Origin of the sequence: Merdimmobilis hominis, assembly GCF_900104615.1 — a bacterium.
In the GTDB taxonomy this organism is placed as follows: Bacteria; Bacillota; Clostridia; order Oscillospirales; family Ruminococcaceae; genus Merdimmobilis; species Merdimmobilis hominis.
Window position 1 is genome coordinate 1,821,071 of the sequence record NZ_LT629939.1, and the last position, 23,564, is coordinate 1,844,634.

The 23,564-nt window shown below is 56.5% G+C and carries 26 protein-coding genes and 2 pseudogenes; 14 read left to right on the top strand and 14 right to left on the bottom strand.

Annotated elements, in window-relative coordinates; all coding sequences use genetic code 11:
- Positions 1 to 488: pseudogene (locus BQ5353_RS08800) on the bottom strand (methylaspartate mutase subunit E); the annotation flags it as partial.
- A 197-nt stretch (positions 489 to 685) separates the two neighbouring features.
- Between BQ5353_RS08800 and BQ5353_RS08805 the strand changes: the two are divergent.
- Positions 686 to 913: a FeoA family protein gene (locus BQ5353_RS08805; RefSeq protein WP_231358065.1), complete on the top strand. Its 228-nt coding sequence runs from the start codon at positions 686 to 688 to the stop codon at positions 911 to 913.
- A gap of 14 nt (positions 914 to 927) precedes the next feature.
- Entirely contained in the window at positions 928 to 3,066 is a 2,139-nt protein-coding gene (gene feoB, locus BQ5353_RS08810; RefSeq protein ID WP_071427916.1) for a ferrous iron transport protein B, read from the top strand.
- 62 nt (positions 3,067 to 3,128) lie between these two features.
- Here feoB and BQ5353_RS08815 read toward each other — a convergent pair whose 3' ends face one another.
- From BQ5353_RS08815 to BQ5353_RS08825, 3 genes are all read right to left on the bottom strand, one after another.
- The gene (locus tag BQ5353_RS08815) at positions 3,129 to 3,473 is read right to left on the bottom strand and encodes a hypothetical protein (protein ID WP_143117205.1); all 345 of its coding nucleotides are present in this window, start codon (positions 3,471 to 3,473) and stop codon (positions 3,129 to 3,131) included.
- A 177-nt stretch (positions 3,474 to 3,650) separates the two neighbouring features.
- Positions 3,651 to 5,363 carry a DEAD/DEAH box helicase gene (locus BQ5353_RS08820; RefSeq protein WP_071427918.1) on the bottom strand — a complete coding sequence of 571 codons (1,713 nt, stop codon included), beginning with the start codon at positions 5,361 to 5,363 and terminating at the stop codon, positions 3,651 to 3,653.
- Between the two features lie 151 nt (positions 5,364 to 5,514).
- The gene (locus tag BQ5353_RS08825; protein ID WP_054331506.1) at positions 5,515 to 6,684 is read right to left on the bottom strand and encodes a class I SAM-dependent methyltransferase; all 1,170 of its coding nucleotides are present in this window, start codon (positions 6,682 to 6,684) and stop codon (positions 5,515 to 5,517) included.
- 477 nt (positions 6,685 to 7,161) lie between these two features.
- On the opposite strand from BQ5353_RS08825, the gene BQ5353_RS08835 reads away from it, so the two are divergent.
- The 3 genes from BQ5353_RS08835 to BQ5353_RS08845 are packed head-to-tail and all read left to right on the top strand — an operon-like array spanning position 7,162 to position 8,236.
- Complete coding sequence (locus BQ5353_RS08835; protein ID WP_231358114.1) at positions 7,162 to 7,374, top strand: spore coat associated protein CotJA; 213 nt, start codon at positions 7,162 to 7,164, stop codon at positions 7,372 to 7,374.
- Positions 7,364 to 7,615: a spore coat protein CotJB gene (locus BQ5353_RS08840; RefSeq protein WP_082398578.1), complete on the top strand. Its 252-nt coding sequence runs from the start codon at positions 7,364 to 7,366 to the stop codon at positions 7,613 to 7,615. Before BQ5353_RS08835 ends, BQ5353_RS08840 begins: the two co-directional genes overlap by 11 nt.
- Before the next feature lie 15 nt (positions 7,616 to 7,630).
- Positions 7,631 to 8,236, top strand: a complete 606-nt coding sequence (locus BQ5353_RS08845; RefSeq protein WP_054331507.1) for a manganese catalase family protein — start codon at positions 7,631 to 7,633, stop codon at positions 8,234 to 8,236.
- Positions 8,237 to 8,329: 93 nt separating this feature from the next.
- Here the strand turns inward: BQ5353_RS08845 and BQ5353_RS08850 are convergent, their stop codons facing one another.
- The 3 genes from BQ5353_RS08850 to BQ5353_RS08860 are packed head-to-tail and all read right to left on the bottom strand — an operon-like array spanning position 8,330 to position 11,740.
- Positions 8,330 to 9,976: an ABC transporter permease subunit gene (locus tag BQ5353_RS08850; protein ID WP_071427922.1), complete on the bottom strand. Its 1,647-nt coding sequence runs from the start codon at positions 9,974 to 9,976 to the stop codon at positions 8,330 to 8,332.
- Positions 9,973 to 10,740, bottom strand: a complete 768-nt coding sequence (locus BQ5353_RS08855; protein WP_071427924.1) for an ABC transporter ATP-binding protein — start codon at positions 10,738 to 10,740, stop codon at positions 9,973 to 9,975. Before BQ5353_RS08855 ends, BQ5353_RS08850 begins: the two co-directional genes overlap by 4 nt.
- Positions 10,733 to 11,740: an extracellular solute-binding protein gene (locus tag BQ5353_RS08860; protein WP_071427927.1), complete on the bottom strand. Its 1,008-nt coding sequence runs from the start codon at positions 11,738 to 11,740 to the stop codon at positions 10,733 to 10,735. The genes BQ5353_RS08855 and BQ5353_RS08860 overlap by 8 nt, the downstream gene beginning before the upstream one ends.
- Before the next feature lie 339 nt (positions 11,741 to 12,079).
- Here BQ5353_RS08860 and BQ5353_RS08865 point away from each other — a divergent pair, with 339 nt between their 5' ends.
- Complete coding sequence (locus BQ5353_RS08865) at positions 12,080 to 13,660, top strand: DEAD/DEAH box helicase (RefSeq protein WP_083386462.1); 1,581 nt, start codon at positions 12,080 to 12,082, stop codon at positions 13,658 to 13,660.
- 195 nt (positions 13,661 to 13,855) lie between these two features.
- On the opposite strand, the gene BQ5353_RS08870 is transcribed toward BQ5353_RS08865, so the two are convergent.
- The 5 genes from BQ5353_RS08870 to BQ5353_RS08890 all read right to left on the bottom strand — a co-directional run bounded on the left by BQ5353_RS08870 (position 13,856) and on the right by BQ5353_RS08890 (position 16,580).
- Positions 13,856 to 14,434 carry a type I phosphoribosyltransferase gene (locus BQ5353_RS08870; RefSeq protein ID WP_054331515.1) on the bottom strand — a complete coding sequence of 193 codons (579 nt, stop codon included), beginning with the start codon at positions 14,432 to 14,434 and terminating at the stop codon, positions 13,856 to 13,858.
- Between the two features lie 108 nt (positions 14,435 to 14,542).
- Positions 14,543 to 14,770 (bottom strand): hypothetical protein, encoded by a 228-nt coding sequence (locus tag BQ5353_RS08875; protein WP_071427929.1) that lies wholly within the window; start codon positions 14,768 to 14,770, stop codon positions 14,543 to 14,545.
- A 91-nt stretch (positions 14,771 to 14,861) separates the two neighbouring features.
- Positions 14,862 to 15,497 (bottom strand): ImmA/IrrE family metallo-endopeptidase, encoded by a 636-nt coding sequence (locus tag BQ5353_RS13415; RefSeq protein ID WP_083386463.1) that lies wholly within the window; start codon positions 15,495 to 15,497, stop codon positions 14,862 to 14,864.
- On the bottom strand, positions 15,494 to 15,859 hold the full coding sequence (locus BQ5353_RS08885) for a helix-turn-helix transcriptional regulator (RefSeq protein ID WP_054331517.1): 366 nt from the start codon (positions 15,857 to 15,859) through the stop codon (positions 15,494 to 15,496). Before BQ5353_RS08885 ends, BQ5353_RS13415 begins: the two co-directional genes overlap by 4 nt.
- 481 nt (positions 15,860 to 16,340) lie before the next feature.
- Positions 16,341 to 16,580, bottom strand: coding sequence for a heavy-metal-associated domain-containing protein (locus BQ5353_RS08890; protein ID WP_054331518.1), 240 nt, complete (start codon positions 16,578 to 16,580; stop codon positions 16,341 to 16,343).
- 368 nt (positions 16,581 to 16,948) lie between these two features.
- On the opposite strand from BQ5353_RS08890, the gene BQ5353_RS08895 reads away from it, so the two are divergent.
- The 8 genes and pseudogenes from BQ5353_RS08895 (at position 16,949) to BQ5353_RS08930 (ending at position 22,236) form a co-directional block, all read left to right on the top strand.
- Complete coding sequence (locus BQ5353_RS08895; RefSeq protein WP_071427930.1) at positions 16,949 to 17,920, top strand: transglutaminase-like domain-containing protein; 972 nt, start codon at positions 16,949 to 16,951, stop codon at positions 17,918 to 17,920.
- 25 nt (positions 17,921 to 17,945) lie between these two features.
- Complete coding sequence (locus BQ5353_RS08900) at positions 17,946 to 19,007, top strand: type II secretion system F family protein (protein ID WP_071427932.1); 1,062 nt, start codon at positions 17,946 to 17,948, stop codon at positions 19,005 to 19,007.
- A 93-nt stretch (positions 19,008 to 19,100) separates the two neighbouring features.
- Positions 19,101 to 19,415 (top strand): hypothetical protein, encoded by a 315-nt coding sequence (locus BQ5353_RS08905; protein WP_071427934.1) that lies wholly within the window; start codon positions 19,101 to 19,103, stop codon positions 19,413 to 19,415.
- A gap of 18 nt (positions 19,416 to 19,433) precedes the next feature.
- The gene (locus BQ5353_RS08910) at positions 19,434 to 19,922 is read left to right on the top strand and encodes a DUF4860 domain-containing protein (RefSeq protein ID WP_071428443.1); all 489 of its coding nucleotides are present in this window, start codon (positions 19,434 to 19,436) and stop codon (positions 19,920 to 19,922) included.
- Complete coding sequence (locus tag BQ5353_RS08915) at positions 19,919 to 20,344, top strand: hypothetical protein (RefSeq protein ID WP_071427936.1); 426 nt, start codon at positions 19,919 to 19,921, stop codon at positions 20,342 to 20,344. Before BQ5353_RS08910 ends, BQ5353_RS08915 begins: the two co-directional genes overlap by 4 nt.
- Positions 20,334 to 20,723 carry a hypothetical protein gene (locus BQ5353_RS08920; RefSeq protein ID WP_071427938.1) on the top strand — a complete coding sequence of 130 codons (390 nt, stop codon included), beginning with the start codon at positions 20,334 to 20,336 and terminating at the stop codon, positions 20,721 to 20,723. The genes BQ5353_RS08915 and BQ5353_RS08920 overlap by 11 nt, the downstream gene beginning before the upstream one ends.
- 19 nt (positions 20,724 to 20,742) lie before the next feature.
- A pseudogene (locus BQ5353_RS08925) lies at positions 20,743 to 21,813 on the top strand (type IV pilus twitching motility protein PilT); the annotation flags it as partial.
- A 132-nt stretch (positions 21,814 to 21,945) separates the two neighbouring features.
- Entirely contained in the window at positions 21,946 to 22,236 is a 291-nt protein-coding gene (locus BQ5353_RS08930; RefSeq protein ID WP_054331527.1) for a hypothetical protein, read from the top strand.
- 61 nt (positions 22,237 to 22,297) lie between these two features.
- Here the strand turns inward: BQ5353_RS08930 and BQ5353_RS08935 are convergent, their stop codons facing one another.
- Entirely contained in the window at positions 22,298 to 22,615 is a 318-nt protein-coding gene (locus BQ5353_RS08935; protein WP_054331528.1) for a putative heavy metal-binding protein, read from the bottom strand.
- Positions 22,616 to 22,694: 79 nt separating this feature from the next.
- On the bottom strand, positions 22,695 to 23,558 hold the full coding sequence (locus BQ5353_RS08940; protein ID WP_054331529.1) for a GGDEF domain-containing protein: 864 nt from the start codon (positions 23,556 to 23,558) through the stop codon (positions 22,695 to 22,697).
- Positions 23,559 to 23,564: the final 6 nt, after the last annotated feature.

The following is a 23,564-nucleotide window of genomic DNA, read 5'->3' on the forward strand; positions in this document are numbered from 1 at the left end:
GAGGTGAACCCGGCGGCCAGCGCCGTCTCCACCAGCAGGCGGGCATCCACGCACCGGTGGCGCAGCTGGACCGGGCGCTCCACCCCTTCCATCACCTGGCGGCAGCCCGAAACCCCATGGGCAGTGACCGGGAACCCCTCCTGGGCGGAATGGCCCAGCCGCCGGGAGTCCTCAACGAGCCGCTGGGCGGCAGATAGATCCCCCTTGTTGGTGGCGCTGTCGGTGATGGCGGTGAGGAGGTCCGCCTGGCCTTCCCGCACCTGGCACTTCATCAGGGCGATCTGTTCCTCGGGGAGGACCACGCCGCCACGGGGCTGGGTCAGCACACGGCCCTTTTCCACCGCCCGTGCAAGAACGGTGGAAAATTGTTTGCTTGCAGGCAGGGATTTCTGCCAATCGAAGGCGTTTTGCAAATCGATGGCCCCAGCTGGCTGCTGGAAGAATACCTCCTTGCGCTGTGCTAAAAAAGTTTCTTCGGTCAGTTTCATCCCAGTTCAGCTCCTTTTCCCTGCATAATGCAATTTTTTGGTTTGTTTCATGATACCCTGCCCTGTGCCCTTTGTCAACCGGACCGGCCTTCATTGGCAGGTTAACCGCCCCCAGCATAGCCTAGTAGGGTAGGGGACTGTCTCTCCCTACAGCAAATGAAAGAATCGAGGCGTTTGTTGCAATGATACCAGAACCTATGACAATGAACCTGTTGGCCATTGGCCAGCGGGGCCGGGTGGCAGAATTGACCGCCGCCGGCATACAGCGAAGGCGGATGCTGGACCTTGGCCTTGTGGAAGGCACCCAGGTGGAGGCGGTTCACAAGAGCCCGGCTGGGGATCCGGTGGCGTATCTGGTGCGGGGGGCGCTGATCGCCCTGCGGGATGAAGATGCGGGGCGGGTGCTGCTCGTCCCAGAACCATAAGGGGGAGGATCGCAATGGGTTTAACCAATCAATCCACCGGGGCGGCGGTGCTGGGGGATACCCTCTGCATCGAAAAGGGGGAGAACCAGCGGGTGATCGCCCTGGCCGGAAACCCCAACGTGGGGAAAAGCACAGTCTTTAACGCCTTGACCGGCTTGAACCAGCACACTGGCAACTGGCCGGGCAAGACGGTTGCCAATGCCCAGGGTGCCTGCCGCCACAAGGGGAAAGATTACATTTTGGTGGATCTGCCGGGGACATATTCCCTCCTGGCCAGCTCGGTGGAGGAGGAGGTAGCCCGGGATTTCCTCTGCTTCGGCTGTGCGGATGCCGCTGTGGTGGTGGTGGACGCCACCTGTTTGGAACGGAACCTCAACCTGGTGCTCCAAACCCTGGAGATCACCCAGCGGGTGGTGGTCTGCCTCAACCTGATGGATGAGGCGGAGAAGAAGGGAATCCAGGTGGACTTGGAGGAACTCTCCCTCCAGTTGGGGGTGCCGGTGGTGGCCACCAGCGCCCGGTCCGGGAAAGGGCTGGAGGAGTTGATGGATCAGGTGGAAGCCATCGCCTTCAGGGAGAAAAAGACATATCGGGTCAAGGTGGACTACGGCCCCCAGTTGGAAGAAGCCATCTCCCTGCTGGAGCCAGCGGTCGCTAAGGTCCAGGACGCCATTGACAGCCGGTGGCTTGCCCTGCGCCTCCTGGATGGAGAGGAGAAGCTGTTGGCCGCCGCCCAAGCCCGCCTGGGATTTGACCTGCGGGGGGACCTCGAAGTGAAAAAAGCCCTGGAAGAGGCAAAGAAATGCCTTGGCGGGGGAGATATCGACCGGGAAGGGCTTATCGACCGAATCACCCAGAGCTTAATCCAGCGGGCAGAAACCATCAGCCACTTCTCCATCCGGGAGGAAAAACCAGGCTACGGCCCCCGGGACCGGGCCATCGACCGGTTTTTGACCTCCAAGGCCACCGGCATCCCGGTGATGCTGCTTCTGCTGGGGGTGGTGTTCTACCTGACTATCGCCGGGGCCAACCTGCCTAGCCAATGGCTCTCCTCTCTGTTTGGCTGGTTGGAGGGGGCAGCTTCCGCCTGGCTGCTGGAAATCGGCACCCCGGCTTGGCTGCACAGCCTGCTGACTGAGGGAATCCTGCGCACTTTGGGGTGGGTGATCTCGGTGATGCTGCCGCCCATGGCCATCTTCTTCCCCATGTTTACCCTGCTGGAGGATTCCGGTTACCTGCCGCGAATCGCCTTTAACCTGGACCGCTGTTTTAAAAAAGCAGGCGCCCATGGAAAGCAGGCGCTTACTACTTGTATGGGATTCGGATGCAATGCCTGTGGGGTGATCGGCTGCCGGATCATCGAGTCCCCCCGGGAGCGGCTTATCGCCATTTTGACCAACAATTTTGTCCCCTGCAACGGCCGGTTCCCGACGCTGATTGCAATTATCACCATGTTTTTTGCCGGATCAGGGGGGCTGCATTCCCTGTGGAGCGCCCTCCTTCTGGTAGGGCTCATTATACTAAGTGTATTTTTAACTCTAATAATATCAAAATTGCTGTCCAAAACCGTCCTCAAGGGGATGCCATCCTCCTTTGTGCTGGAGATGCCCCCCTACCGCCGCCCCCAGATCGGGCAGGTGATTATCCGCTCCGTTTTCGACCGCACCTTGTTTGTACTGGGGCGGGCAGTGGCAGTGGCCTTGCCGGCCGGCGTGATCATCTGGCTAATGGCCAACCTGACTTGGGGTGGGGAGAGCCTTCTCGCCCTCTGTGCCGGGTTTCTGGACCCCTTCGCCCGGTTGATCGGGTTGGATGGGGTGATTCTCATCGCCTTTCTGCTGGGCTTCCCAGCCAATGAGATTGTAATCCCCATCATCATCATGGCCTACCTCTCCACTGGTTCCTTGTTGGAACTGGGGGATTTGGCCCAGCTGCACAGCCTGCTGATCGACCACGGCTGGACCTGGGTGACTGCCCTGTGCACCATGTTGTTTTCGCTGATGCACTTCCCCTGCGGCACTACCTGCTGGACTATCCGCAAGGAGACAGGGAGTTGGAAGTGGACGGCTGTAGCGTTTCTTCTTCCCACCCTGACCGGCATCGCCGTATGCTTTACTGTGGCTACTGGCGCGAGGCTCCTGGGGCTTGCTTAAATATGGAAAAACAAGAGGGCGGTCAACCCAGCTGGGTTGACCGCCCTCTTATTTTTCTGCCCTTAGCGGATTGCGTTTTCCAATATCTCCAACAGTTTGTCCCGCTTGAGTATGGAGACCACATATTGGCCGCCATCCCGCATGGTCAGCCTTAATCCAGTAGGGATGATTTTGACAATGCCATTGCCGATGTTGCACTTTTCCACCGAAGCCAGGTCCGACAGGTCGAATTCCAGCCCATTTTCTTTGGCCGTGCCAAGCAGGGTCTTTCCCCGGAAGGCAAACCGTTTGTTGGTCACTTCAAAGATTCCGGGGAGCTGCTGCTTGCCCAGGATGCTGTCCGCCCACCAATCCCCTTTGGTTTCATAGACTGTGCACTCATGCTCTTCCAACGCTAAAATTGACACAAAACCAACTCCTTATCCTTAAATAAACAATTTGACAATCTTGTGTCAAGTATACTGCTTGAAAGGCAGAATTTCCAGGAATTTTCCAAAAAGCCTGGAAATTGTAAGAAATGGCCCTGGATCCCCGCCTTGCAACAAACAAAAATCCCCGAGGCTTCGGCCCTGGGGATTTTGTATTTAATCTTCGCTGGAATATTTCTTTTTCCAGCCTCCGTCCCGGCTAGATTTGCGGGGCAGGCGGTCATACCGCTTTTCTCCGGAGAACCCGCCCCGATCGCCGTAGGGACGGCGGGGGCCGCGGTCTTCATACAGCCGGACCGCCACCTTGCGGCCGTTAATCTTGCATCCATTCAGGCTTTGGATGGCTTCGTCCCGGCTATCCTGGGGGACTTCCACGGTGGTGTAGGTGTCGTGGATCTCAATTTTTCCGATCTGGTGGCCCTCCAGGTTGGTGCGCTCCACCATGGCTCCAACGATGTAGTTGGGGGCCATGCCCTGCTGGCGGCCTGCGGAAAGGTGCAGCCGGGCCATAAAGCTGGAATCCCGGCGGGGGCGGTCGGAGACCACAATGTCGTTGACCGCCTCGATGTCGGGGCGCTCCTTTTCCAAAACCATGGAGAGGGCGGCGGCGGCCACCTGCTCTGGGGTGTAGCCGCTGGCACATAGGGCTTCCGCCTGCTCCAGGTAAGAGGAGAGGTCGGCGGTGTCCATCACCTCTTTGATCCGGCTGAGGAACTGGGTAGAGCGGCTCTCCAAGATGGATTCCGGGGTGGGGACCTTCATCACCGGGATCTTTGCCCCAGTGACCTTCTGGATGTCAAACAGCTCGTACATCTGCTTGCGTCCGCTGAAGATGGTGAAAGCCCGGCCGTTTTTACCTGCCCGGCCGGTCCGGCCGATGCGGTGGATGTAATACTCCGCATTTTGGGGGATGTCAAAGTTGAATACAGCGTCCACATCGTCTACGTCGATGCCTCGGGCGGCCACGTCGGTGGCGATGAGGATGGAGACCCGGCGGGACTTGAACCGGTCCATGACCTGAGTTCGGGCCGACTGCTTCATATCCCCGTGGAGGACTTCACAACCGATACCGGCGTTGTTCAGGTACTCGCCCAGCTGTTCCACCATGCTTTTGGTGTTGCAGAAGATGATGGAAAGGGCGGGCTGATGAAATTCCAGCAGGAGGCGCAGGGCGTCCATTTTTCGGCCCTGGGGCACGTTGTAGGCGGTCTGCTCCACCGTATCGATGGTGCGGGTGTCCTTGCGGATCTCCACCATCTCCGGGTCGGTCTGGAATTCCCGGGTGATGGCCAGAATGGCCGGGGGCATGGTGGCGGAGAACAGCACCGTCTGCCGCTCCTGGGGGATGTCTTTGAGGATGGTCTCGATATCCTCCCGGAAGCCCATGTTGAGCATTTCATCGGCCTCATCCAGGATGATCATTTTGAGATGATCCAGCTTGAGGGTGCGCCGGCGCATGTGGTCCATGACCCGGCCGGGGGTGCCGATGACGATGTTGGCGCCTTTTTTGAGCAGGAACAGCTGTTTCTCAATGGGCTGGCCGCCATAGACTGGCACCGCTTTGATGCCCGGCTTGTATTTGGAGAACTTGCGGATCTCCTGGCAGGACTGCATGGCCAGTTCCCGGGTGGGGGAGAGAACCAGCACCTGGACATGCTCTTCCTCTGGGTCGATCCGTTCCACAGCAGGGATGCCGAAGGCAGCGGTCTTGCCGGTACCGGTGTGGGAGCGGCCGATGACATCCCGCCCGGCCAGAACTAAGGGGATGCTCTTTTCTTGGATTTCAGTGGGGGCTTCAAAGCCCATTTCGGTGATGGCGCGGACGATCTCGTCCGAGATGCCGAGGGAGGAAAACTGGGATTCTGTCATGAAAAACCTCTTTCAAAATTCACTCAACAAAAAAACGAGGAATGAACATCCTCGTTTTCAGGGTTGCTATTCATATACTATTTTATAATAATACCACAGAGGTAACGGGATGTCAATTGATTCGCCAAATTTTTCCAAAATATAAACGGCCCTACTCTTCCACCTGGATCAGCTTGCGCAGGGTGGGGGAAACGTGAAGCCACCGGCAGACGGCATCGTACTCGGCCAGGCGGCGGGAACGCTCCTTCTGGGGGAGGGGCTTCTTTCCTTTGACGGCCCGGATCATCAGATTTTTGGGGGTGTTCTCTGGGTCGATGAATTCCACGATCTGCACCTCATACCCCAGGGCCTCCAGCAGGCGGCTGCGCAGGGCGTCGGTGGAGAGCTCACACAGACGCTGCCGCAGGATGGGGTAACCGGTGAGGAAGGAGAGGTCGGGGCACTCCAGCTGCTCTGCCAATTCGTGGTGGCAACAGGGGGAGGAGAGGATGATCTTACAGCCCCACCGCACCGCGCCCGCCAGCACGATGTCGGTGGCGGTGTTGCAGGCGTGGAGGCTGATAACCATATCCACTGGGAAGTCCGGGTTGTACTGGAGGATATCCCCCTGCAAAAAGGTCAGGCCATGGAGGCCCAGGTTTTCCGCCACAGCGTTGCAGCGGGCGATGACATCCGCTTTTAAATCCACCCCGGTGACGTGGACCTCCCTGTGCTTGATGACCGAGAAATAATGGTGCACTGCAAAGGTGAGGTAGCTTTTGCCGCAGCACAGGTCCACAATTTCCAGAGGCCGGCCAGTGGGAAGGCTGCCGGCCACATCGTCGATCAGCTCCAAAAACCGGTTGATCTGCTTGAATTTATCCCGCATCCGGGGGATGACCCTTCCTTCCCGGTCCATGATGCCCAGCTCCTGCAAAAAAGGGATGGGCTTGTTGTCAGGCAGGAAGCGGGTTTTGTCCCGGTTGTGTTCCTGGAGGGGGGCAGGGCCGGCTTCCCGAATGTTGTTGTGGATGAGAAGGCTCTTTTTCCCCACCTTCACCTCGCAATCCCCGCCGGTGGTGAGAATGTTGCACTGGCGGAAATTTTGTTCCAACTCCCCGCAGAGGAGGGCGGGTGCCTCCTCTGGGGGAAGGTTTTGATGCAGGGCCTTGTTGTCCGCTGGGTAGCGGGTCAGCTGGACCATGGGCTCCCCGTTTTGGGCGAAAAGATGGACCTCCAACCGGAGGATAGCCCGATCCCGTGGGCGGCTGAATACCATTTTTTTCAAGGTCTGGCCGGAGATAACATGGGTAAATATTTCTTGGACGGGCTGAAAATCCATGGATGGTTCCTCCTAGAAAAAGGGCAAAATCCCAGCAGTTGTAGGGCACCCTCGAAATAACTTGACGAGAACGATTTGGAAGTGGGGGCTTCTTATCGAGAGGGATTTCTTCCCCAATGGTTGCTTTGCAGCTATTGCAGCAAAAAGTCTGCACGGACTGGAAAAATCCCGATGCCGCTCTGCGGCGGGAGGGGCTTTGCCCCGAGAGGGATTTCTTCCCTAATGGTTGCTTTGCAACCATTGTAGCACAAATCCACCTCAGAGGGGAGAGGGTTCTGAAGAATCTGAAAAGGGAACAAAAAATTTTCTTTTTTTCCGTATTTGGGGAAAACCAATCCACAGGGGGCGCAGTTGTGGAGAATCCCTTTTAAATGCAAAGAATCAGTTCCTCTCTCCAAGGAACGTAGGGGTGAAAGGGGCCGTATGATGGGGATGAAGACCCTGCCAAGAAACCCATCAAAATCAGGAGGTATCGCCATGAGTGATATTACCAACATGCCGCAAGGCTGTGCGCCTGCCAGCGATCGGATTTTCACCGAATCCCCTCAAGTTTCGCTGGCGATGGCTTATGTCCCCTTCCAGAGATGGTGTCCCACCTATGAGCCGGAAGTTGGATTCAACCGCGGGACAATGTTCCCGGAGCTGGATAAGCCCTTTTTGGGAGAGGAGGCCGTAAGCCGTGGAAGATAACCGTGAAATGCTGCTGAAGCGGGTCCAGATTTGCGATTTTATCCTGGTGGAAACCAATGAGTACCTAGATACCCACCCCAACGACCAAGCGGCATTGGACTATTTTAAAAAGTACAATGAAATGCGCCGCACTGCTGCCAAAGAGTTCACCGAAAAATATGGCCCCTTAAATATGTGGGACTTTGAAGGCGGCAACCGATGGAACTGGGTAGACGATCCCTGGCCATGGGAAAAACAGTAAGGGAGGACCGAATGTATGTGGAGTTATAGCAAGAAATTACAGTATCCGGTTAAGATCGAGCGGCCCAACCCCGCTATGGCCAAAGTGATCATCTCCCAGTTTGGCGGCCCCCACGGTGAATTGGGTGCGGCGACCCGGTATCTTTCCCAGCGGTATTCTATGCCCTATGGAGAGGTCAAAGGGGTCCTGACCGATATCGGCACCGAAGAACTGGGCCATATGGAGATGGTCAGCGCTATTGTATACCAGCTGACCCGCAATTTGACCCCTGACGAGATCAAGAAGAGCGGCTTTGATGTCTACTTTGCCGACCACACCACCGGTTTGTATCCCCAGGCAGCTTCCGGCTCCGCTTTCAGCGCCGAGACCCTGGCTTCCACCGGCGATGTGATCGCGGATTTGACCGAGGACTTGGCCGCAGAGCAAAAAGCCCGTTTGACCTATGACAACCTGCTGCGCCTGGTGGACGACCCAGATGTCCGGGATCCCCTAAAATTCCTGCGGGCGCGGGAACTGGTTCATTTTCAGCGGTTCGGTGAATCGCTCCGCATCGCCCAGGACCACCTGGATGCGAAGAACTTCTACGCCTTTAATCCGGCGTTTGACATGCCCAAGAAATAGCGGGTCCGGCTGCCGGAAGAATTGAGTGTTCCCAGCAAAAGGCCAGGCCGGATTTTCCGGCCTGGCCTTTTAGTGTTTTGTGCTTGCAGCTGGTTATCCCTCCACCATTGGCTGCTCCAATGCCAGGCGGCGGGCGTGTTCCAACCGGTAGTTCTGCCACAACTTCATAGCGGTGTTGATTAGCAGGATCACCAGGGAGACAGCCACAGCGCTCTCCCAATGGCCTTGGTCGTTGTAAGTGGTGATCTGCAGCGCCAAAGTCATGGACTTGGAGGTGTACAGCAGGGACACCGCCGAGATGGTCACCATGGAGTTGGTGAAAAAGTAGATGAACACATCGGTCAGTACCTGTTTGCTGTTTGGCAAGATCACATCGAAAATGACGTTGAACCAATTGCCTCCCAGAGTTTTGCAGATGGATTCCAAGTTGGGGTTTAAGAGTTTAAAATGGCTGATAGCCATCATATATGGCGAACCAAAGAAGTGAACCACGTTGACTATGACAAGAATCGCCATGGTATTGTACAGCGCAGTCCCCTTGAAAAACAGGGCAAAGGCGAGGCCGAGGGCCAGGCCGGGGATGGCAAGGGAGGTCATATACAAGCCGTGGGTGACCTTTTTCATGGGTTGGAGGCCGCCTTTGTTCCGCACATACACATAGCTGGCGGTCAGCACTAGGATGGTGCCCACCAGGCCGGTCAGCAGGGAGATGAGGATGGAATTGGCCACCAGTTTCCCCAGGGCACCCACCGAGATGATCCGCTGGAAATGGCGCAGGGTGAAAGTCAGGTCATAGGGCCATCCCTCGATAAAGGGGGCAGCGATGATAATGACGATAGGGATGGCGATTATCAAAGAGATTACCCCGAAGAACAGCTTCTGGATGGGGTGAAAGGGGCCGGATTTCACCGGGCGCAGGTTGTGGGCCGATTGGGCTTGCTTTTTGCTGAAATAACAGATGTCCAGCAGGTACACCACAGCAGCCGGCACTAGGATGATGGTGCTGTAAATGGCGCCCTTGGAAAAATCCAGCATGCCGATGACGTTTTTGTAAAAGAGAAGCGGCAGGATGGAGTATGTACCACCCACTGACAGGGGGATACCGTAATCGGTGAACACCATAGTGAAAACCACGGCGAAGGCAGAGAACACCGAATACTTCATCACCGGCAACACCACGTCAAAGAACCGGCGCATCGGCTTGGCGCCCAGGATGACGGCGTTTTCAAAAAGGCGGCCGTCCAGATTGGCAAAGCCCTGGCTTAGCACCAAGAAGGCGGTGGGGAACGCATAGAAAAAACTGCCCATCACAATGCCCAGAGGGCCGTATATGGGAAGGTTCAGCCCAAACAGCCGGGTGAAGATGCCCATCTTGCCAAACAGGTACACGATGACAATACCGTGGGTAATAGAGGGGACAAGCATGGTCATCAGGGCAAAAAAGCGGAAGAACACCCGCATTTTGTGGGAGAGTTTATACTCCACGATATAGGCGAAGAAAAAGGCCGCACTGATGGAGATCACGCAGGAGATAAGGGTGACCTTCAGGGAGTTGAAGATGGCGCTCCGAGTGGTGCTGCTGGAGAGGACGGTGGCAAACCCTTTGTAAAACGGGGTGTAGTCCACCGATTTTGCCAACAGTGCCAACAGCGGCAGCACCAAGTTCATCAACACGATGGCGATGAGTGCGGTTAAGAGGAAATACGGTTTGCGCTGGGTTGTAGTGGGACTGTTCTTCAAGAGGCTCCGCCCCCTTTAAGCTCCCAGATATACCGCGCCCGCTTGTCGATCTGGTCGATGACAAAGGACCGGATAAAGGGATCGTCCTTGCTGGCGTACAGTCCATCCGGGGTGTCGTCCGCTACAATGGCCCCCGCCCGCATCAGAATGATCCGGTCGCTGAGGGAGAGGGCTTCCTCCTGATCGTGGGTGACCATGATCATGGTGATGCCGAACTGTTTTTGAAGCTCTTTGAGCTCTTCGCTCAAATCCACCTTGACCATGGCGTCCAATGCGGAGAAAGGCTCGTCGAGAAGAAGGAGGTCGTTTTCTAGAACCAGTGACCGGGCGATGGCAGCCCGCTGCTGCATGCCGCCGGACAGCTGGGAGGGGTACTTCTTGACGGCCCGTTCCAGCTTGAGCATTTTAAGCATGGGCTCAATTTTCCCCCGAATTGCTTCGGGGGAAGTTTTGCGCAGCTTTAAGCCGTAGGCGATATTGTCATATAGGGTCATGTGGGGGAACAGGGCGTAATCCTGGAACACGATGGAGAAACCCCGTTTGTCCGGCGGCAGATTGGTGATGTCCTTGCCGTGGTGGAGGATTTGGCCGGATGATGGGGATTCCAGCCCCATCATCACCCGCAGCAGAGTGGTCTTGCCACATCCGCTGGGCCCCAGGATGGAGATGAACTGCCCTTTTTCAATGGAACAATTGATGTCCTTCAGGGCATGCTGCTGCCCAAAATATTTATTTACACCGACGATGTCTAAGACATTACTCATACCGCTCACTCCATTTTTGTGCTCTTTCCGCCTTCAAGTCCGGGTCAGCGATGTCAGTCATATCCAGGAGCTTGAAGTTTTCGGGGTACTCGCCCCGGTTTTCCCCGCCTTCGATGACGGAAAGGTTGTAGTTGTTGAAGACGGCGTTGCCCTCGGCACTGGTGATGGTGTCCAATACATCCAGTACCAGCTGGGAGGGTTCCTCTTTCTTGTTGACCAGCAGAACGGTGTCGTAGTCATAAGGGGCGCCTTCAGAGGCAAACAGGACTTTGACCGGCTTGCCTTCGCTTTGCAGCAGAAGGCCCTCGTAATCGATGCCCAGGCCGATGGCGGCTTCGCCCGAGGCGACCATCGAGGACGGGGTAGAGCCGGATTCACCGAACAGGAAGATGTTTTCACTCAGTTTGTCAAAATACTCCCAGCCTTTTTCCTCACCGTACAAGCCCAGAATGCCGTGGAGGAAGAAGTAGCCGGTGGAACTGGTGTTGGGGTTACTCATAACAATGTGGCCTTTGTAAATAGGGTTCAACAGGTCTTCATAGGAGGTGGGCTCCGGAAGACCCAACTTTTCCAGTTCTTGGGTGTTGACCAGGATGGCACCGGACCAAACGCCGTTGGGGATGATCACATTGTCCGGGTCGGTGTATTCGGCTTTGTAAGTGCTCTTGGGGGTGAACGACCGCAGGTAGCCGCCGTCCTTCAGCTGATTGGCATAGCCGCTGGAGAGGGAGAGGAGGATGTCAGCCTCAGAATCGGCTCCCTCCGCCTGGATTTTTGCAGCCAGCTTGCCGGAGGACATATAGGTGATGTTGATTTCCGCATCGGGGTAAATTTCCCGCAGATAGTCCAGCTGCAATGCGATCTGGTCTTCATAGTTGGCGGAGAGAATGTTGACGACCTGTTTATCGCCGCTGCCGCTGCTGCTGCATCCGGCAAACAGCCCTGCCGCTACTGCTGCAGTCAGCATAAGGGCAAGGGTTGAAAAAAAACGTTTTTTCATGGGGGACCTCCTTGCATTTCAATTTTCAATACATTCAAAACTAACAACTTTATTATAATATAAAGTTGGCAATATCGCAACAAAAAGAAAAAAATTTTAGAATATTTTAACACTTTGACCATTTATATTGAGTAGATATTTGTCGATTATCTACGCCTTAATGGATGGAACCCGGCAAGAAGGCAGTATGAATTGAGGACGGATCTCTTGCAATGCCCCCAATTTGCTTGAATTTTTTTCCAGCCCATGCTACAATAATCCCACGGCGGCGGTCGGTAAGGCTCCGGCGTTGCAACAACAACCACAGAGGGAAATTACCCTTTTTTGAAAGGACTTTATATGAAATTTGAACAACTGAACTTGGCTGCCCCTATCCTGAAGGCGCTGGCGGAAGAGGGCTACACCGCCCCGTCCCCCATTCAGGAGAAGGCCATCCCTCCGGTGCTGGAAGGGCGCGACCTATTGGGCTGTGCCCAAACCGGCACTGGCAAGACCTGTGCCTTTGCCTGCCCCATGCTCCAAACTCTGTATGGGCGGCCGGTGCGGGAGAAAATCCGGCCGATCCGGGGCCTGGTGCTCACTCCCACCCGGGAACTGGCCCTCCAGATCAGCGAGAGCTTCCAGAGCTATGGCCGGCATCTGCCCATCCGCACCACCGTCATCTTTGGTGGGGTATCCCAGGTACCCCAGGTGGAAGCACTCAAACAGGGGGTGGATATTCTGGTGGCTACCCCGGGCCGGCTCAATGATCTGATTGGCCAAGGGTACATCGACCTCTCCAAGGTGGAGATTTTTGTGCTGGATGAAGCCGACCGGATGCTGGATATGGGCTTTATCCACGACGTGAAGCGGGTGATTGGAAAGCTGCCCCAGAAGCGGCAGACCCTTTTGTTTTCCGCAACCATGCCCCAGGAGATCATCAAACTGGTGGAGACGATCTTAAAAAATCCGGTGAAGGTCATGGTGACTCCGGTCTCCTCCACGGTGGAGATCATTGACCAGTCGGTCTACTTTGTGGACAAGGCCAACAAGCCCAAGCTGTTGATCCACCTGCTCCAGGACCCAGCTATCACGTCGGCTCTGGTGTTCACCCGCACCAAACACGGCGCGGACCGGGTAGCCCGACTGCTGCAAAAGGCGGGGATTGGGGCTGCGGCCATCCATGGGGATAAATCCCAAGGGGCGCGGCAAGCCGCCCTCTCCCGGTTTAAGAAAGGGGAGATCCGGGTTCTTGTCGCCACCGACATCGCCGCCCGAGGAATCGACATCGACGAGCTCTCCCACGTGTTCAACTACGACCTGCCCGACGTGCCGGAGACCTACGTCCACCGCATCGGCCGGACGGGCCGGGCAGGGGCAGGAGGCACCGCCATCGCCTTCTGCAACTTTGATGAGAAGGAAAACCTGAAAGATATTGAAAAACTGATTCGCAAACAGATCCCCGTGGTGGAGGGCCACCCCTACCCCATGGAGATCTTCGAGCCCACGGTAAAGCAGCCGCCCCAGCCCCGCAGGGCCCGGGAGCCGCAACAGGGGAAGGCCGCTCCCAAAAAAGTGAAACAGCCGGCCCGGCAGCTAGAGAAAAAAGATCTGTCGCGGGGAGAACACCCCGCCCGGCCCCAGAGGGAGGGGAGCGCGGTGGAGCCGGCTGAAAAAGCGCCCCAGCGAAAAACCCCTTTGCCCTCCCAGAAAAAAGATTCCCCGGCGAAACCTGCCTCTAGTAGGGAGAGGGCACAGGGGGGAGCCCCCCAGCAGCGCCCAGCGAAAAAACCGGCTCGCCGGGGAGCGCCCCAACGGGAACAGAAGGCCCCGAAACAGCCGGTAGCTCCGGAGGAAAAACGCCCCCAGATCGCCTTCCAGAGGGAGGCCCACACCGAAGTGAAAACCGTCCCCCGCAAATGGTTTGAGTTCTGGAAATAACAGCGGCCGCGGATGGCCTTGGCTTCGCCGGTCCTCTTGCACAGGGGACAAAACAGCAGAGAAGCCCCCTTCTTCCCACAGGAAGAAGGGGGCTTCTATTTCTTATTGGACTGCACTACAACCTAATGGTTTTGGAGTTTCTTTTTCAACTTTTATATAACATCCCTCCAAAGACCGGCAGAAACGATGTTCGGCTTAGTCCACCGAGATGGGGGTAAAGGTGCCGTCTTCGTGGGGGGTAAAGACAAAATGCTCCTTGAGAAAGATGATGTCGTCCCGCTTCACCGCACCCAGCTCCGCCAGGATGGCGGCGCGGGCGACCACCTGGGCGCCTGCCTCTACCGCCAGGCCCTCAATGGCGGCCAGGGATTCCCCAGTGGCGATGACATCGTCGATGAGGGCGACCCGTTTGCCGCGGATCTTCTCGGCGTCGCAGCCGTTGAGATACAGGGTCTGCTCCTTCTGGGTGGTGATAGAGCAGGCCTTGTGGGAGAGGGCATCCTGCATATAGGGCTTGAGGGACTTGCGGGCGACGATGAATTCCTTCATCCCAAGCAGGCGGCTCATCTCATAGCAAAGGCAGATGCCCTTGGCCTCGGCGGTCATCAGGTAGTCCACCTCGGGAAGCCGTTTGACCAGCTCCGGCGCCACGGCCTGTACCAGTTCCGTGTCCGAGATGACCACAAAGCTGGCCAGCGCCTTATCGTCTGCAATTTTTACATAGGGCAGCTTGCGTTTTACGCCGCAGATTTCAAAGTCAAAATATTTCATCATGCTGTTGCTTCCTCCTGCTTCCTTAGTTTACCGTTTTATCTTATTATAGCAAAGCATGGGGAAGATTGTAAAGAAAGACCAGTATGTACCGCCCCACTGGGCGGAAAACTATTTGTGGGCACGGTGTTCGGTCTGTAGGCCGTGGTCAGCCGCTTTGGCATTTTTGCTCATCGGCACGTCGTAGATCGCCTGATAAGAGGAGACCTCAGCAGGGTCGAGGGGCGCGCTGGGGATGAGTCCGGTGCACTCGGTACTGGAGGCCACGCCATACAGCTCTTCATAGGGCTGGCCGTCCGGGGAATCGTAGGGGAGGATGGGCTTGTGTTTTTTTTGCATGAAAAAACAGCTCCTTTCCCCTTTATTATTTCACCCCGCGGTGCAGTTAACAGCGTTTGGACCAGGGAGTTTGCGGCAGGAAGAAACTGGGTTAGACCCCATCGTCCCAGACGGTAATGGAAGGACGGGAAAAATAGTAATCCGGCCCCGGGCCGCGGGGCAAGCCAAGCCGGGTTTGGCGGCTGCGGGAGATCAATTTCAGCTTGTCCACCGGCACGCCGCGGTTGTACTGCCACAGCTCATAGGAGAGGGATTCCACCCGGTTTCGGACCATCTGGGTGCTGACTCCAAAGCGCTGGGCCAGTTCGAGCAAACCCGACAACCGGTTAGAATTAGAACGTATGTTCGACAAAATCGGCAAAAAAATACGATAGGGCAAAAGCAGCTCCGCCGCAGCCTCATTGGCCTGCCATTCCAGCGGAGAGCGTTCGCAGCCATCGCAGAGAAATTGCGTGTGATTTTGGTGAAGTAGATAGTGAGACAGTTCGTGAGACAAGGTGAAGCGCTGGCTCGGCAAAGAGGCGTTTTGGTTGAGTGCGATTTGGGAGAGGAATTCCCCCCGGATCAAAACGCCGCAGAGCCGTGTGCTTTGAAAATCCAGAAGCCGCACGGGCACATCCAGCTGCTGAGCGGCTTCAAAGGGGTCAAAGGGCGCAGTAAATCCATGCTCCCGCCGGATTTCGTCTACCCGGCGGTAGAGCTGGGCTTTGGTGGCATAGCTTTCTATGGCCGCTCATTCCTTTCTTTGAACTTTTTCTCTTTGTCCTTGATCTCCCGGGCGATGCCCAGCAGAAGGTCCACATCGTGTTGGGTCAAATCCAGGGCCTTGGCGCCCTGGGCCAGACGGAAGTAGATGTCTGGCATGGATTCCCCATCCGGCCCAAAGGAGACAGGGGAATCCTCCCCCAGCAGGTAATCGGTGGAAACACCGAAAAACGCAGCCACTTTGCGCGCAGTTTCGGTGCGGGGCACGCGGCAGCCGCTCTCCCAGTTGCCGATGGTGCTCTGGGTGACGCCCAATTGTTTGGCAAGCTGAGCCTGGGTCAAGCCGGCACCGGTGCGCAGTTCTTTCAAACGGGTGTCAAACATGAGAATCCCTCCTTATCAAAAATGTGTGCAACAGCCCGTTTGCGGGTAAGGCCCGGTCTATCAATGGGGGAAAACCCGGCTTATCTGAAGTTGGCTAAGAGGGAGGTCAAGATAGGCGCCTCCCCAATGGAGCCAGACGGGATCGGGATACGATGCATTCCCATTTTGAGCGGCGAGCGTTGCGGTAGGTGGTTTGTTATGGGAATCGGTTAGAAACTTTTCCACTTTTATTATAGCACAAAGAATGATGAAAGCCATCTATTTTTGACGAATTTTTTCTGTTTAAACAATTTTTTTCGGGGACAAAAGGGCATTGTTTTGCGGGTTTAACAGGGGATGGGGAAGCATGCCTTTCCCATGAGGGGTGTTTGTACGCCGTCCACTTCTGCGGAGGGTTTCTCTCACCAAAGGCCGGAGGGAAACCCCGCGGAAGAAAGGGAGGAAAAAGAATCCCCTCCCCCAGCCGGGGGAGGGGATGAGGTCATCGGCTCTGAATCACGCTGGCATCTGCCGCAATCTGATACCCCAGATTGTTGAGACAGTGCTCAATCTCATCGTAGGAGGTGCCGGAGCTGTCATAATCCACGGCGATTAGCCGGCGGTCCGGATTGACGGCGGCGGATGTCACGCCGTGGATGGTGTCCAGCTTGGCTTTAACTTCCTGAAGGTTCCGCTTGCCTGCGGTTCGTTCTACAATAAAATATGCGCTTTCCTGGGGCATGTTATCACCTCAATGGTAGTTTCCCCTGGGGCGAGCTAGCCATACCAGACAAATTTTTCGTTCGTAAGGCTGATTTACAAGGGAAGCCTCTTCAGCCCCAATTTATGGCGCGGGGGACGCCCCAGGAACCCGACGGAGGGAAGAGGTTCCTCCGCTGGCATATCTGTACAAGGGAAGTAGTCACAATATGGAGAAAAATTGGCGAGATTTTTTCCCAAAAGTATGGTAATGTACTGGTGCAGGGCCATGCCAATGATATATAATAAAAATAGGTAAAACGATCATTTTTTCTTGTAAAAAATTGTTTTATGGCAAAAGTCCGCCTTGTAGCAGGGCGGCGAGTTCTGTGTGAAAAGGGAGATTTTTGAATGAAAACTCATTTTTATAAAACCACGGCAGCGGTGCTGGCTGTCTCTATGCTGCTGTCGCTGACGGCCTGCCAGTCGGCCCCTCAGGAGGTGGAGAGCCAAGGGGACAGCTCCGCTTTGGTGGAAATCGAGCGGGAGGCGGTGCCCAAGGATAAGATCCCCCAGGTTTCCTATGTCAAGGTCCCCACCAATCCGGGCATTACGGTGTACTCCAACAGCAGCGCCTCCATCGATGCTTCCAACGCCAGCGAAGGCTACGTCTCGGTGAAGTACACTGGATCTTCTTCCAGCCGCATCAAAGTGCAGATTACCAAGAACACCACCTACACCTATGATTTGAACAACAAGGGCAATTATGAGGTGTTTCCCCTGAGCGAAGGGGACGGCTCCTATTCCGTAAAGGTGTTTGAGAATGTTTCGGGCAACAAATATGCCCAGGCCTACAGCACCACCTTTTCAGTGACCTTAAAAAACAATTTCACCCCATTTTTGTATCCCAACCAGTATGTGGATTTCAACGCCGACAGCAAGGCGGTGAAGAAGGCTGCTGAACTGGCCAGCCCCACCGGCGACCAGTTGGAGACCATCGCCAATGTGTACAATTTTGTCATCAACAATGTCACCTATGATGACGCCAAAGCCGCCACGGTCAGTTCTGGGTACCTGCCAAAGGTGGATTCGGTGCTCTCTTCCGGCAAGGGCATCTGCTTTGACTATGCAGCCTTGATGACCGCTATGCTCCGCAGCCAGGGGATCCCCACCAAATTGGTAGTGGGCTACACCGGCGACCTGTACCACGCATGGATCAACACCTATATCCCCAATGTGGGCTGGGTGAACAACATGATCTACTTTGACGGCACCAGCTGGAAGCTGATGGACCCCACCTTTGCCTCCAATGGCAAATCCAGCCCGGAAATCATGAAGTACATCGGCGACGGCCGCAACTACCGCAGCAAATACACCTATTAACCTGCCAAAAAAGGAGCCTGAATGCATGGTGACCCAACGGCCCGCTGCAACCAAAAAAACATTGCCAGCCCAAGAACTTTCTGCTTTTTGCCTGCAAATGGCCCTCCTTCTGCGCTCCGGCATCCCGGCGGGGGAAGGCGCGTCCATCCTCTGTGAGGATGCGGCGGAATCGGAGCGGGAATGGCTCTCCCCCCTAGCGGAACGGCTGGATTTGGGGGAGCCCTTTTTCTCCAGCCTGGAACAGGCGGGGAGGTTCCCACAGTACTTGGTGGACATGTGCCGCATTGGCGAGACCACCGGCCGGCTGGACGACGTCCTCTTTGAACTGTCCCGCTATTACACCAAAGAAGAAGATCTGAAAAAAACCATCAAAAGCACGGTGGCCTATCCCGCGGTGATGCTGGTGATGATGGCCGCAGTGGTATTTCTGCTGCTGACCAAGGTCCTGCCCATTTTCCAGCAGGTGTTCCAGCAGCTGGGGGCAGTGATGTCCCCAGTGGCCCAGGGACTCTTGTCGGCTGGGAGCTGGCTGGGCCGGTTTTCCGCTGCGGGGGTTGGCATCCTGGCCGCCGCGCTTCTAGGTGTGTGGCTTTACAGCCGCACCCAGGCGGGAAGGGCAGCTTTTGCCCGGTGGTCCGCCGCCAGCTTCGGCTGGAAGAAATTCGCCACGCTTAGCGCTATGCGGCGCTTTTCCTCGGCCATGACCATGACCTTGAAAAGCGGCCTTGACTTGGATGAATCCATGGAGATGACCTCCCGGCTGGTGGACTATCCCCCCATGCGGCAGAAGGTAGAAGAATGCCGCCGCTGGATGGACGAAGGTCAGGCCTTTGAAGAATCCATCGCCAAGGCGGGGATCTTGCCCGCCATGTATTCCCGGATGCTGGGCGTCGGGGTGCGGACCGGCCAGCTGGACACGGTGATGGAGGAGATCTCCCGCCGGTGCGATGAGCAGCTGGACGACCTCCTCTCCCGGGCCATCGGGGTGGTGGAACCGGCCATGGTGGCGGTGCTCTCCATTGTCATTGGGCTCATCCTAATGACGGTGATGCTCCCGCTGATGGGGGTTATGTCCTCCATCATCTAATCCGAATTTGACAGCCGAGGTCCCGGGGCGGTCTGCCTTTGGGGTCCCGGCTGCTGCTGTTGGGGAGGGGTTCCCCAAGTTGGGAGGAATTGTATGAAGGCACAGGGAAAATGGCTGGGCTATCTGGTGCCGGTGGGCATCTTTCTGATCTTGGCGGCGGCACTGTGGTATGGCATGGGGGACTTGCAGGCCCGCAACGCCGAGGAGGGGGTCCGGGTGACCGAGCAGGCCATCCGCCGGGCGGCAGTCCAGTGCTATGCCATCGAAGGGGAGTACCCTCCCTCCCTGGAATATTTGAAAGAAAACTACGGCATTGAGGCAGGGGAGTATGTGGTTCATTACACGGTGATCGCCTCCAACCTGATGCCGGATATCACCGTCTTCGCCCTGGAGGACGGGGAGGAATAGGAGGAGAGGCTTTTGGAGATGAAAAAACAAACCCATATCGCCGACCTGCTGTTCACCTTGGCGCTGTTTCTGGTGTTTGCCGCGTCGGCGGTGATGGCACTCCTCTTTGGGGCCAATGTGTACCAAAACACCGTCCGCCAGATGGATGAAAACTACAACCAGCGCACCTGCCTTGCCTATGTGGCCAACCAGGTGCGGCAGCACGATGCCGCCGGGAGGGTCTATCTTTCAGAGATCACCGGCCAGCCCGCTTTGATTCTGGAGGATGGGGACGGGGATGGCCGGTACTTCACCGCCATCTACTGGTATGAGGGTTCCCTGCGGGAGCTGTACACTGCCAAGGACAGCGGCCTCACTGCCGCCGACGGGGTAGAGCTCCTGCCCATGACCGCCTTTTCGATGCGGGAGGAGGACGGCCTGCTCCGGGTGGAGGCCATTGGCCCCCAAGGGGAGGAATTGGGGCTCACCCTGTCTCTGCGCTCTATGAAAGGGGGAGAGGACCGATGAAAACCAAGAACAAATCCAGCCTCTTCCTCATGGAATTGATTGTGGCCATCTTTTTCTTCGCCGCATCGGCGGCGGTCTGTATCAGCATCTTTGTGGGGGCCCACAAAACCAGCAGCCGAAGCGTGGATTTAAGCCAAGCTGTGTTCCTCGCCCAATCGGTGGCGGAAACGGTGAAGGCCAGCCCGGAGGGCTGGCAGCGGCTGGAATACCTCACCCCAACTGGAGAAGGACAGGCGGCGGTGGAGTATGATAAAGATTGGCGGCCCATCTCCGGCTCCCCATCTGGCGCCGTCTACCGGATGGAGCTGCTGGACCAAGGGGATGGCTCCACCCGCATCACTGTGAAAAAAGGGGAGGAAACCCTCTTCTCCATCGAAGCGGTGCCCCTGCATCGGGAAGGAGGGGGCGGATTTGGCCAGTGAGAAACGCTATCCCATCGGCAGCGCCTCCATCGTCATGGTGTTTGTGGCCGTCTGCCTCACCGCCCTCTCCTCTCTGTCCCTGGTGTCTGCCAAAGCGGATTTAAAGCTGTCGGAAAAGACTGCCCAGGCCGTAAACGCCTACTATGAGGCGGACGCCAAAGCCGCCCGGGAGGTCAACGCAGCGGAGGGGGATGCCGTCAAACTGGAACAGATGGGCTGGCAGCGGCAGGAGGGCACCCTGCAAAAAGAGTTCCCTTTGGATGACCGGCAGGCCCTGCGGGTGACCCTGGCCGCCCCCACTTTGGAGGTGGAGGAATGGCGGGTGGTCATCACCAAAGAATGGGTGGGGGACGACAGCCTGGACGTCTGGGTCCCTTAAGCAACAGCAAGCGAAAGCAGGTGTATCTATGGATATTCAACAGATTTTATCCGGCGCGGTGAAAAGCAAGGCGGCCGATATCTTCCTGGTGGCCGGCCTTCCCCTCTCCTATAAGATCAACGGGCAGATCCGCCATCAGAACGAGGAGAAACTGACCCCCGCACAGACCAATGAATTGATTTTAGCCATCTATGGCCTTTCCAAGGGCCATTCCCCCAACCATCTGCTGGAACACGGGGATGACGACTTTTCCTTCTCCCTGCCCGGGCTTTCCCGGTTCCGGGTCAGCACCTATAAACAGAGGGGTTCCCTGGCTGCGGTGATCCGGGTGGTCAACTTTGAACTGCCGGATTACAAGGACTTGGGCATCCCGGATAATGTGATGCGCATAGCGGGGATGACCAAGGGCTTTGTGCTGGTCACCGGCCCGGCGGGCAGCGGCAAATCCACCACTTTGGCTTGTATCATTGACGCCATCAACACAACCCGGGATGTCCACATCATCACCTTGGAGGACCCCATCGAATACCTGCACCGCCACAAAAAGAGCGTGGTAAGCCAGCGGGAGGTCTCCACCGACACCGACAGCTACGAAGTCGCCCTACGGGCGGCGCTGCGCCAGGCGCCGGATGTGATCCTGCTGGGGGAGATGCGGGACTATGAGACCATCAAAACCGCCATCACCGCAGCGGAGACAGGGCACCTGGTCATCTCCACCCTGCACACCATCGGGGCGGCCAAGACCATCGACCGGGTGATCGACGCCTTCCCGCCCAACCAGCAGCAGCAGATCCGGGTGCAGCTCTCTATGACCCTGCAGGCTGTGGTCTCCCAGCAGCTGGTGCCCACAGTGGACGGCCAGGTGGTCCCCGCCTGTGAGGTGATGTTCCTCAACAACGCCATTCGCACCATGATTCGGGAATCCAAGGTCCACCAGATGGACACGGTGATCCAGACCTCATCGGGCGAAGGGATGATCACCATGGACAGCTCCCTCCTGGGCCTCTGCCAGCAGGGGAAGATCACGGCGGAGACAGCCCTTCATTTCTCCACCAACCCCGAGCTGATGCAGAAGCGGCTGCGGATGTAACCCCAAATTGGCCACCTCATTTTTGGAAGATGCCACAATTTCTGGCAGCTGGCAAAAATAGGTTTGAATTTTGGGGCGGTATCGCATATAATAAGGGAGTATGGAACGATTTTGAAACGGGAGGAATAAAAAATGCATGTTGTTGACACCGTACATAAGACCGAGCTGGACACCGATTACAACGGCTTAATTGATTTTATGGTCAAAGGACGCCAGGTTGACCTGTACCTGCCCAAGGAGAAGACCGACTCCGACGGGTACCTGACCTGGGATGTGGAGCACTGGACCAGCGTGGACGGCCGGCGGTTTATCCGCTGCTATTCCCTGAAGGGCCGTGTCCTGCGGGATTCCACCAGCCACAACACCTATGATATGAAAAACGACTTCCACCCTGAGGAAGCTGAAAAAGTCTGCCTGAGCTAGTATTGCGACAGAAAAAGAGGCCCCCGGCATCTGCCGGGGGCCTTTCGTTTTTCTTGGCTTTTTAGATGACCACTGCAGTTCCGGAGACGCTGACCATTAGCATCCCGTTGTCAGAGCCGAGGATTTCATAGTCCACATCCACCCCGACAACGGCATTGGCACCCTTTTGCTGGGCGCGGCCACACATCTCCTGGATGGCTTCTTCCCGGGCGGCCTGGAGTTCTTCTTCATACCCCTGGCTGCGGCCGCCGAAGATGTTGCGGATCCCCGCGCCGATGTCCCGGAACATGTTGATTCCAGTGATTACCTCGCCAAAGACAACCCCTTTGTAATCCAAAATCGGGCGGCCGTCCACATTGTTTGTTGTTGTGACAATCATTGTTCTGCCTCCTTGCCTATAGCCTCTGCGTTCCCCATCAGTATAGCAGAGATCAGGCTGGAGAAGAAGGAATTTTTTCTTACAATTGAACGGCTTTCTTTTGTTTTTTCTTCTGATACATGGCCCGGTCCACCCGGTCCAGAAACTGGGATAGGGTATCGGTTTGAGGATCAAAGGCTGCCGTGCCGATGCTGACGCTCACCGATACCGGCTGATCCCCCCGCCGGAAGGGGAAGAGGACGATGGCCTGCTCCAAAGAATCGCACCGCCGCTTGACGCTGGAAAGGTCCTCGCCAGGGAAGATGGTCAGAAATTCATCCCCGCCAAATCGGGCGGACCAGTTTTCCCCACCGTCGGTGTGCCTGCGCAGCAGGGCCACAATCTGTAGGATGACCTCATCTCCAAAGGTATGGCCATACAGATCGTTGATCTGTTTAAAGTTGTCAATATCCACCATAGCGGCACACAGGCTGCGGCCGGTGTCCCTTGCCTCCTGTAGATTGCGCCGCAGCCGGAGTTCCAAGGTGTTTTTATTATATAAGCCGGTAAAGGAGTCGGTGGAGGCCAGGTTCCCCAGCTCCAGCAGGATGTCAGGGATATTGCCGCAGTTGGAGCAAACGGCCTGGAAATCGCCTCCAGGGCCGGCGATTTCTTTCTCCAATTCCAGCACCATGGGCTGGCAAAGGCAGGTGATGGGAACGGCGATGAGCAGCTTCGCCTTTTGGTCCCGCAATTCCACTTTGGCTAGCTGCCGCCGCTGGAGCTGGGATTGCCGGGCAAGGCCTTCAGTGGGATCCCCATGGCAGGCCAATAAGACCAGCTTCCCTTGGTCCAAGCGGTAGGAGAGGCCGTTTTGAGGGTCGACGAGGCGAAAATTGTCAAAAATCCGGCAGAGATCGCTTTGGCCGGAGAATATCCGGCCCAGATCTTCCAATTCAAACATAACGGC

Bases quoted from the DNA above. Each gene is read 5' to 3' on its own strand.
- BQ5353_RS08805 (WP_231358065.1), top strand. From the start codon at position 686: ATGACAATGAACCTGTTGGCCATTGGCCAGCGGGGCCGGGTGGCAGAA.
- feoB (WP_071427916.1), top strand. From the start codon at position 928: ATGGGTTTAACCAATCAATCCACCGGGGCGGCGGTGCTGGGGGATACC.
- BQ5353_RS08820 (WP_071427918.1), bottom strand. From the start codon at position 5,363: ATGACAGAATCCCAGTTTTCCTCCCTCGGCATCTCGGACGAGATCGTC.
- BQ5353_RS08825 (WP_054331506.1), bottom strand. From the start codon at position 6,684: ATGGATTTTCAGCCCGTCCAAGAAATATTTACCCATGTTATCTCCGGC.
- BQ5353_RS08835 (WP_231358114.1), top strand. From the start codon at position 7,162: ATGAGTGATATTACCAACATGCCGCAAGGCTGTGCGCCTGCCAGCGAT.
- BQ5353_RS08845 (WP_054331507.1), top strand. From the start codon at position 7,631: ATGTGGAGTTATAGCAAGAAATTACAGTATCCGGTTAAGATCGAGCGG.
- BQ5353_RS08855 (WP_071427924.1), bottom strand. From the start codon at position 10,740: ATGAGTAATGTCTTAGACATCGTCGGTGTAAATAAATATTTTGGGCAG.
- BQ5353_RS08860 (WP_071427927.1), bottom strand. From the start codon at position 11,740: ATGAAAAAACGTTTTTTTTCAACCCTTGCCCTTATGCTGACTGCAGCA.
- BQ5353_RS08865 (WP_083386462.1), top strand. From the start codon at position 12,080: ATGAAATTTGAACAACTGAACTTGGCTGCCCCTATCCTGAAGGCGCTG.
- BQ5353_RS08870 (WP_054331515.1), bottom strand. From the start codon at position 14,434: ATGATGAAATATTTTGACTTTGAAATCTGCGGCGTAAAACGCAAGCTG.
- BQ5353_RS08875 (WP_071427929.1), bottom strand. From the start codon at position 14,770: ATGCAAAAAAAACACAAGCCCATCCTCCCCTACGATTCCCCGGACGGC.
- BQ5353_RS08885 (WP_054331517.1), bottom strand. From the start codon at position 15,859: ATGTTTGACACCCGTTTGAAAGAACTGCGCACCGGTGCCGGCTTGACC.
- BQ5353_RS08890 (WP_054331518.1), bottom strand. From the start codon at position 16,580: ATGCCCCAGGAAAGCGCATATTTTATTGTAGAACGAACCGCAGGCAAG.
- BQ5353_RS08895 (WP_071427930.1), top strand. From the start codon at position 16,949: ATGAAAACTCATTTTTATAAAACCACGGCAGCGGTGCTGGCTGTCTCT.
- BQ5353_RS08900 (WP_071427932.1), top strand. From the start codon at position 17,946: ATGGTGACCCAACGGCCCGCTGCAACCAAAAAAACATTGCCAGCCCAA.
- BQ5353_RS08905 (WP_071427934.1), top strand. From the start codon at position 19,101: ATGAAGGCACAGGGAAAATGGCTGGGCTATCTGGTGCCGGTGGGCATC.
- BQ5353_RS08910 (WP_071428443.1), top strand. From the start codon at position 19,434: ATGAAAAAACAAACCCATATCGCCGACCTGCTGTTCACCTTGGCGCTG.
- BQ5353_RS08915 (WP_071427936.1), top strand. From the start codon at position 19,919: ATGAAAACCAAGAACAAATCCAGCCTCTTCCTCATGGAATTGATTGTG.
- BQ5353_RS08930 (WP_054331527.1), top strand. From the start codon at position 21,946: ATGCATGTTGTTGACACCGTACATAAGACCGAGCTGGACACCGATTAC.
- BQ5353_RS08935 (WP_054331528.1), bottom strand. From the start codon at position 22,615: ATGATTGTCACAACAACAAACAATGTGGACGGCCGCCCGATTTTGGAT.
- BQ5353_RS08940 (WP_054331529.1), bottom strand. From the start codon at position 23,558: ATGTTTGAATTGGAAGATCTGGGCCGGATATTCTCCGGCCAAAGCGAT.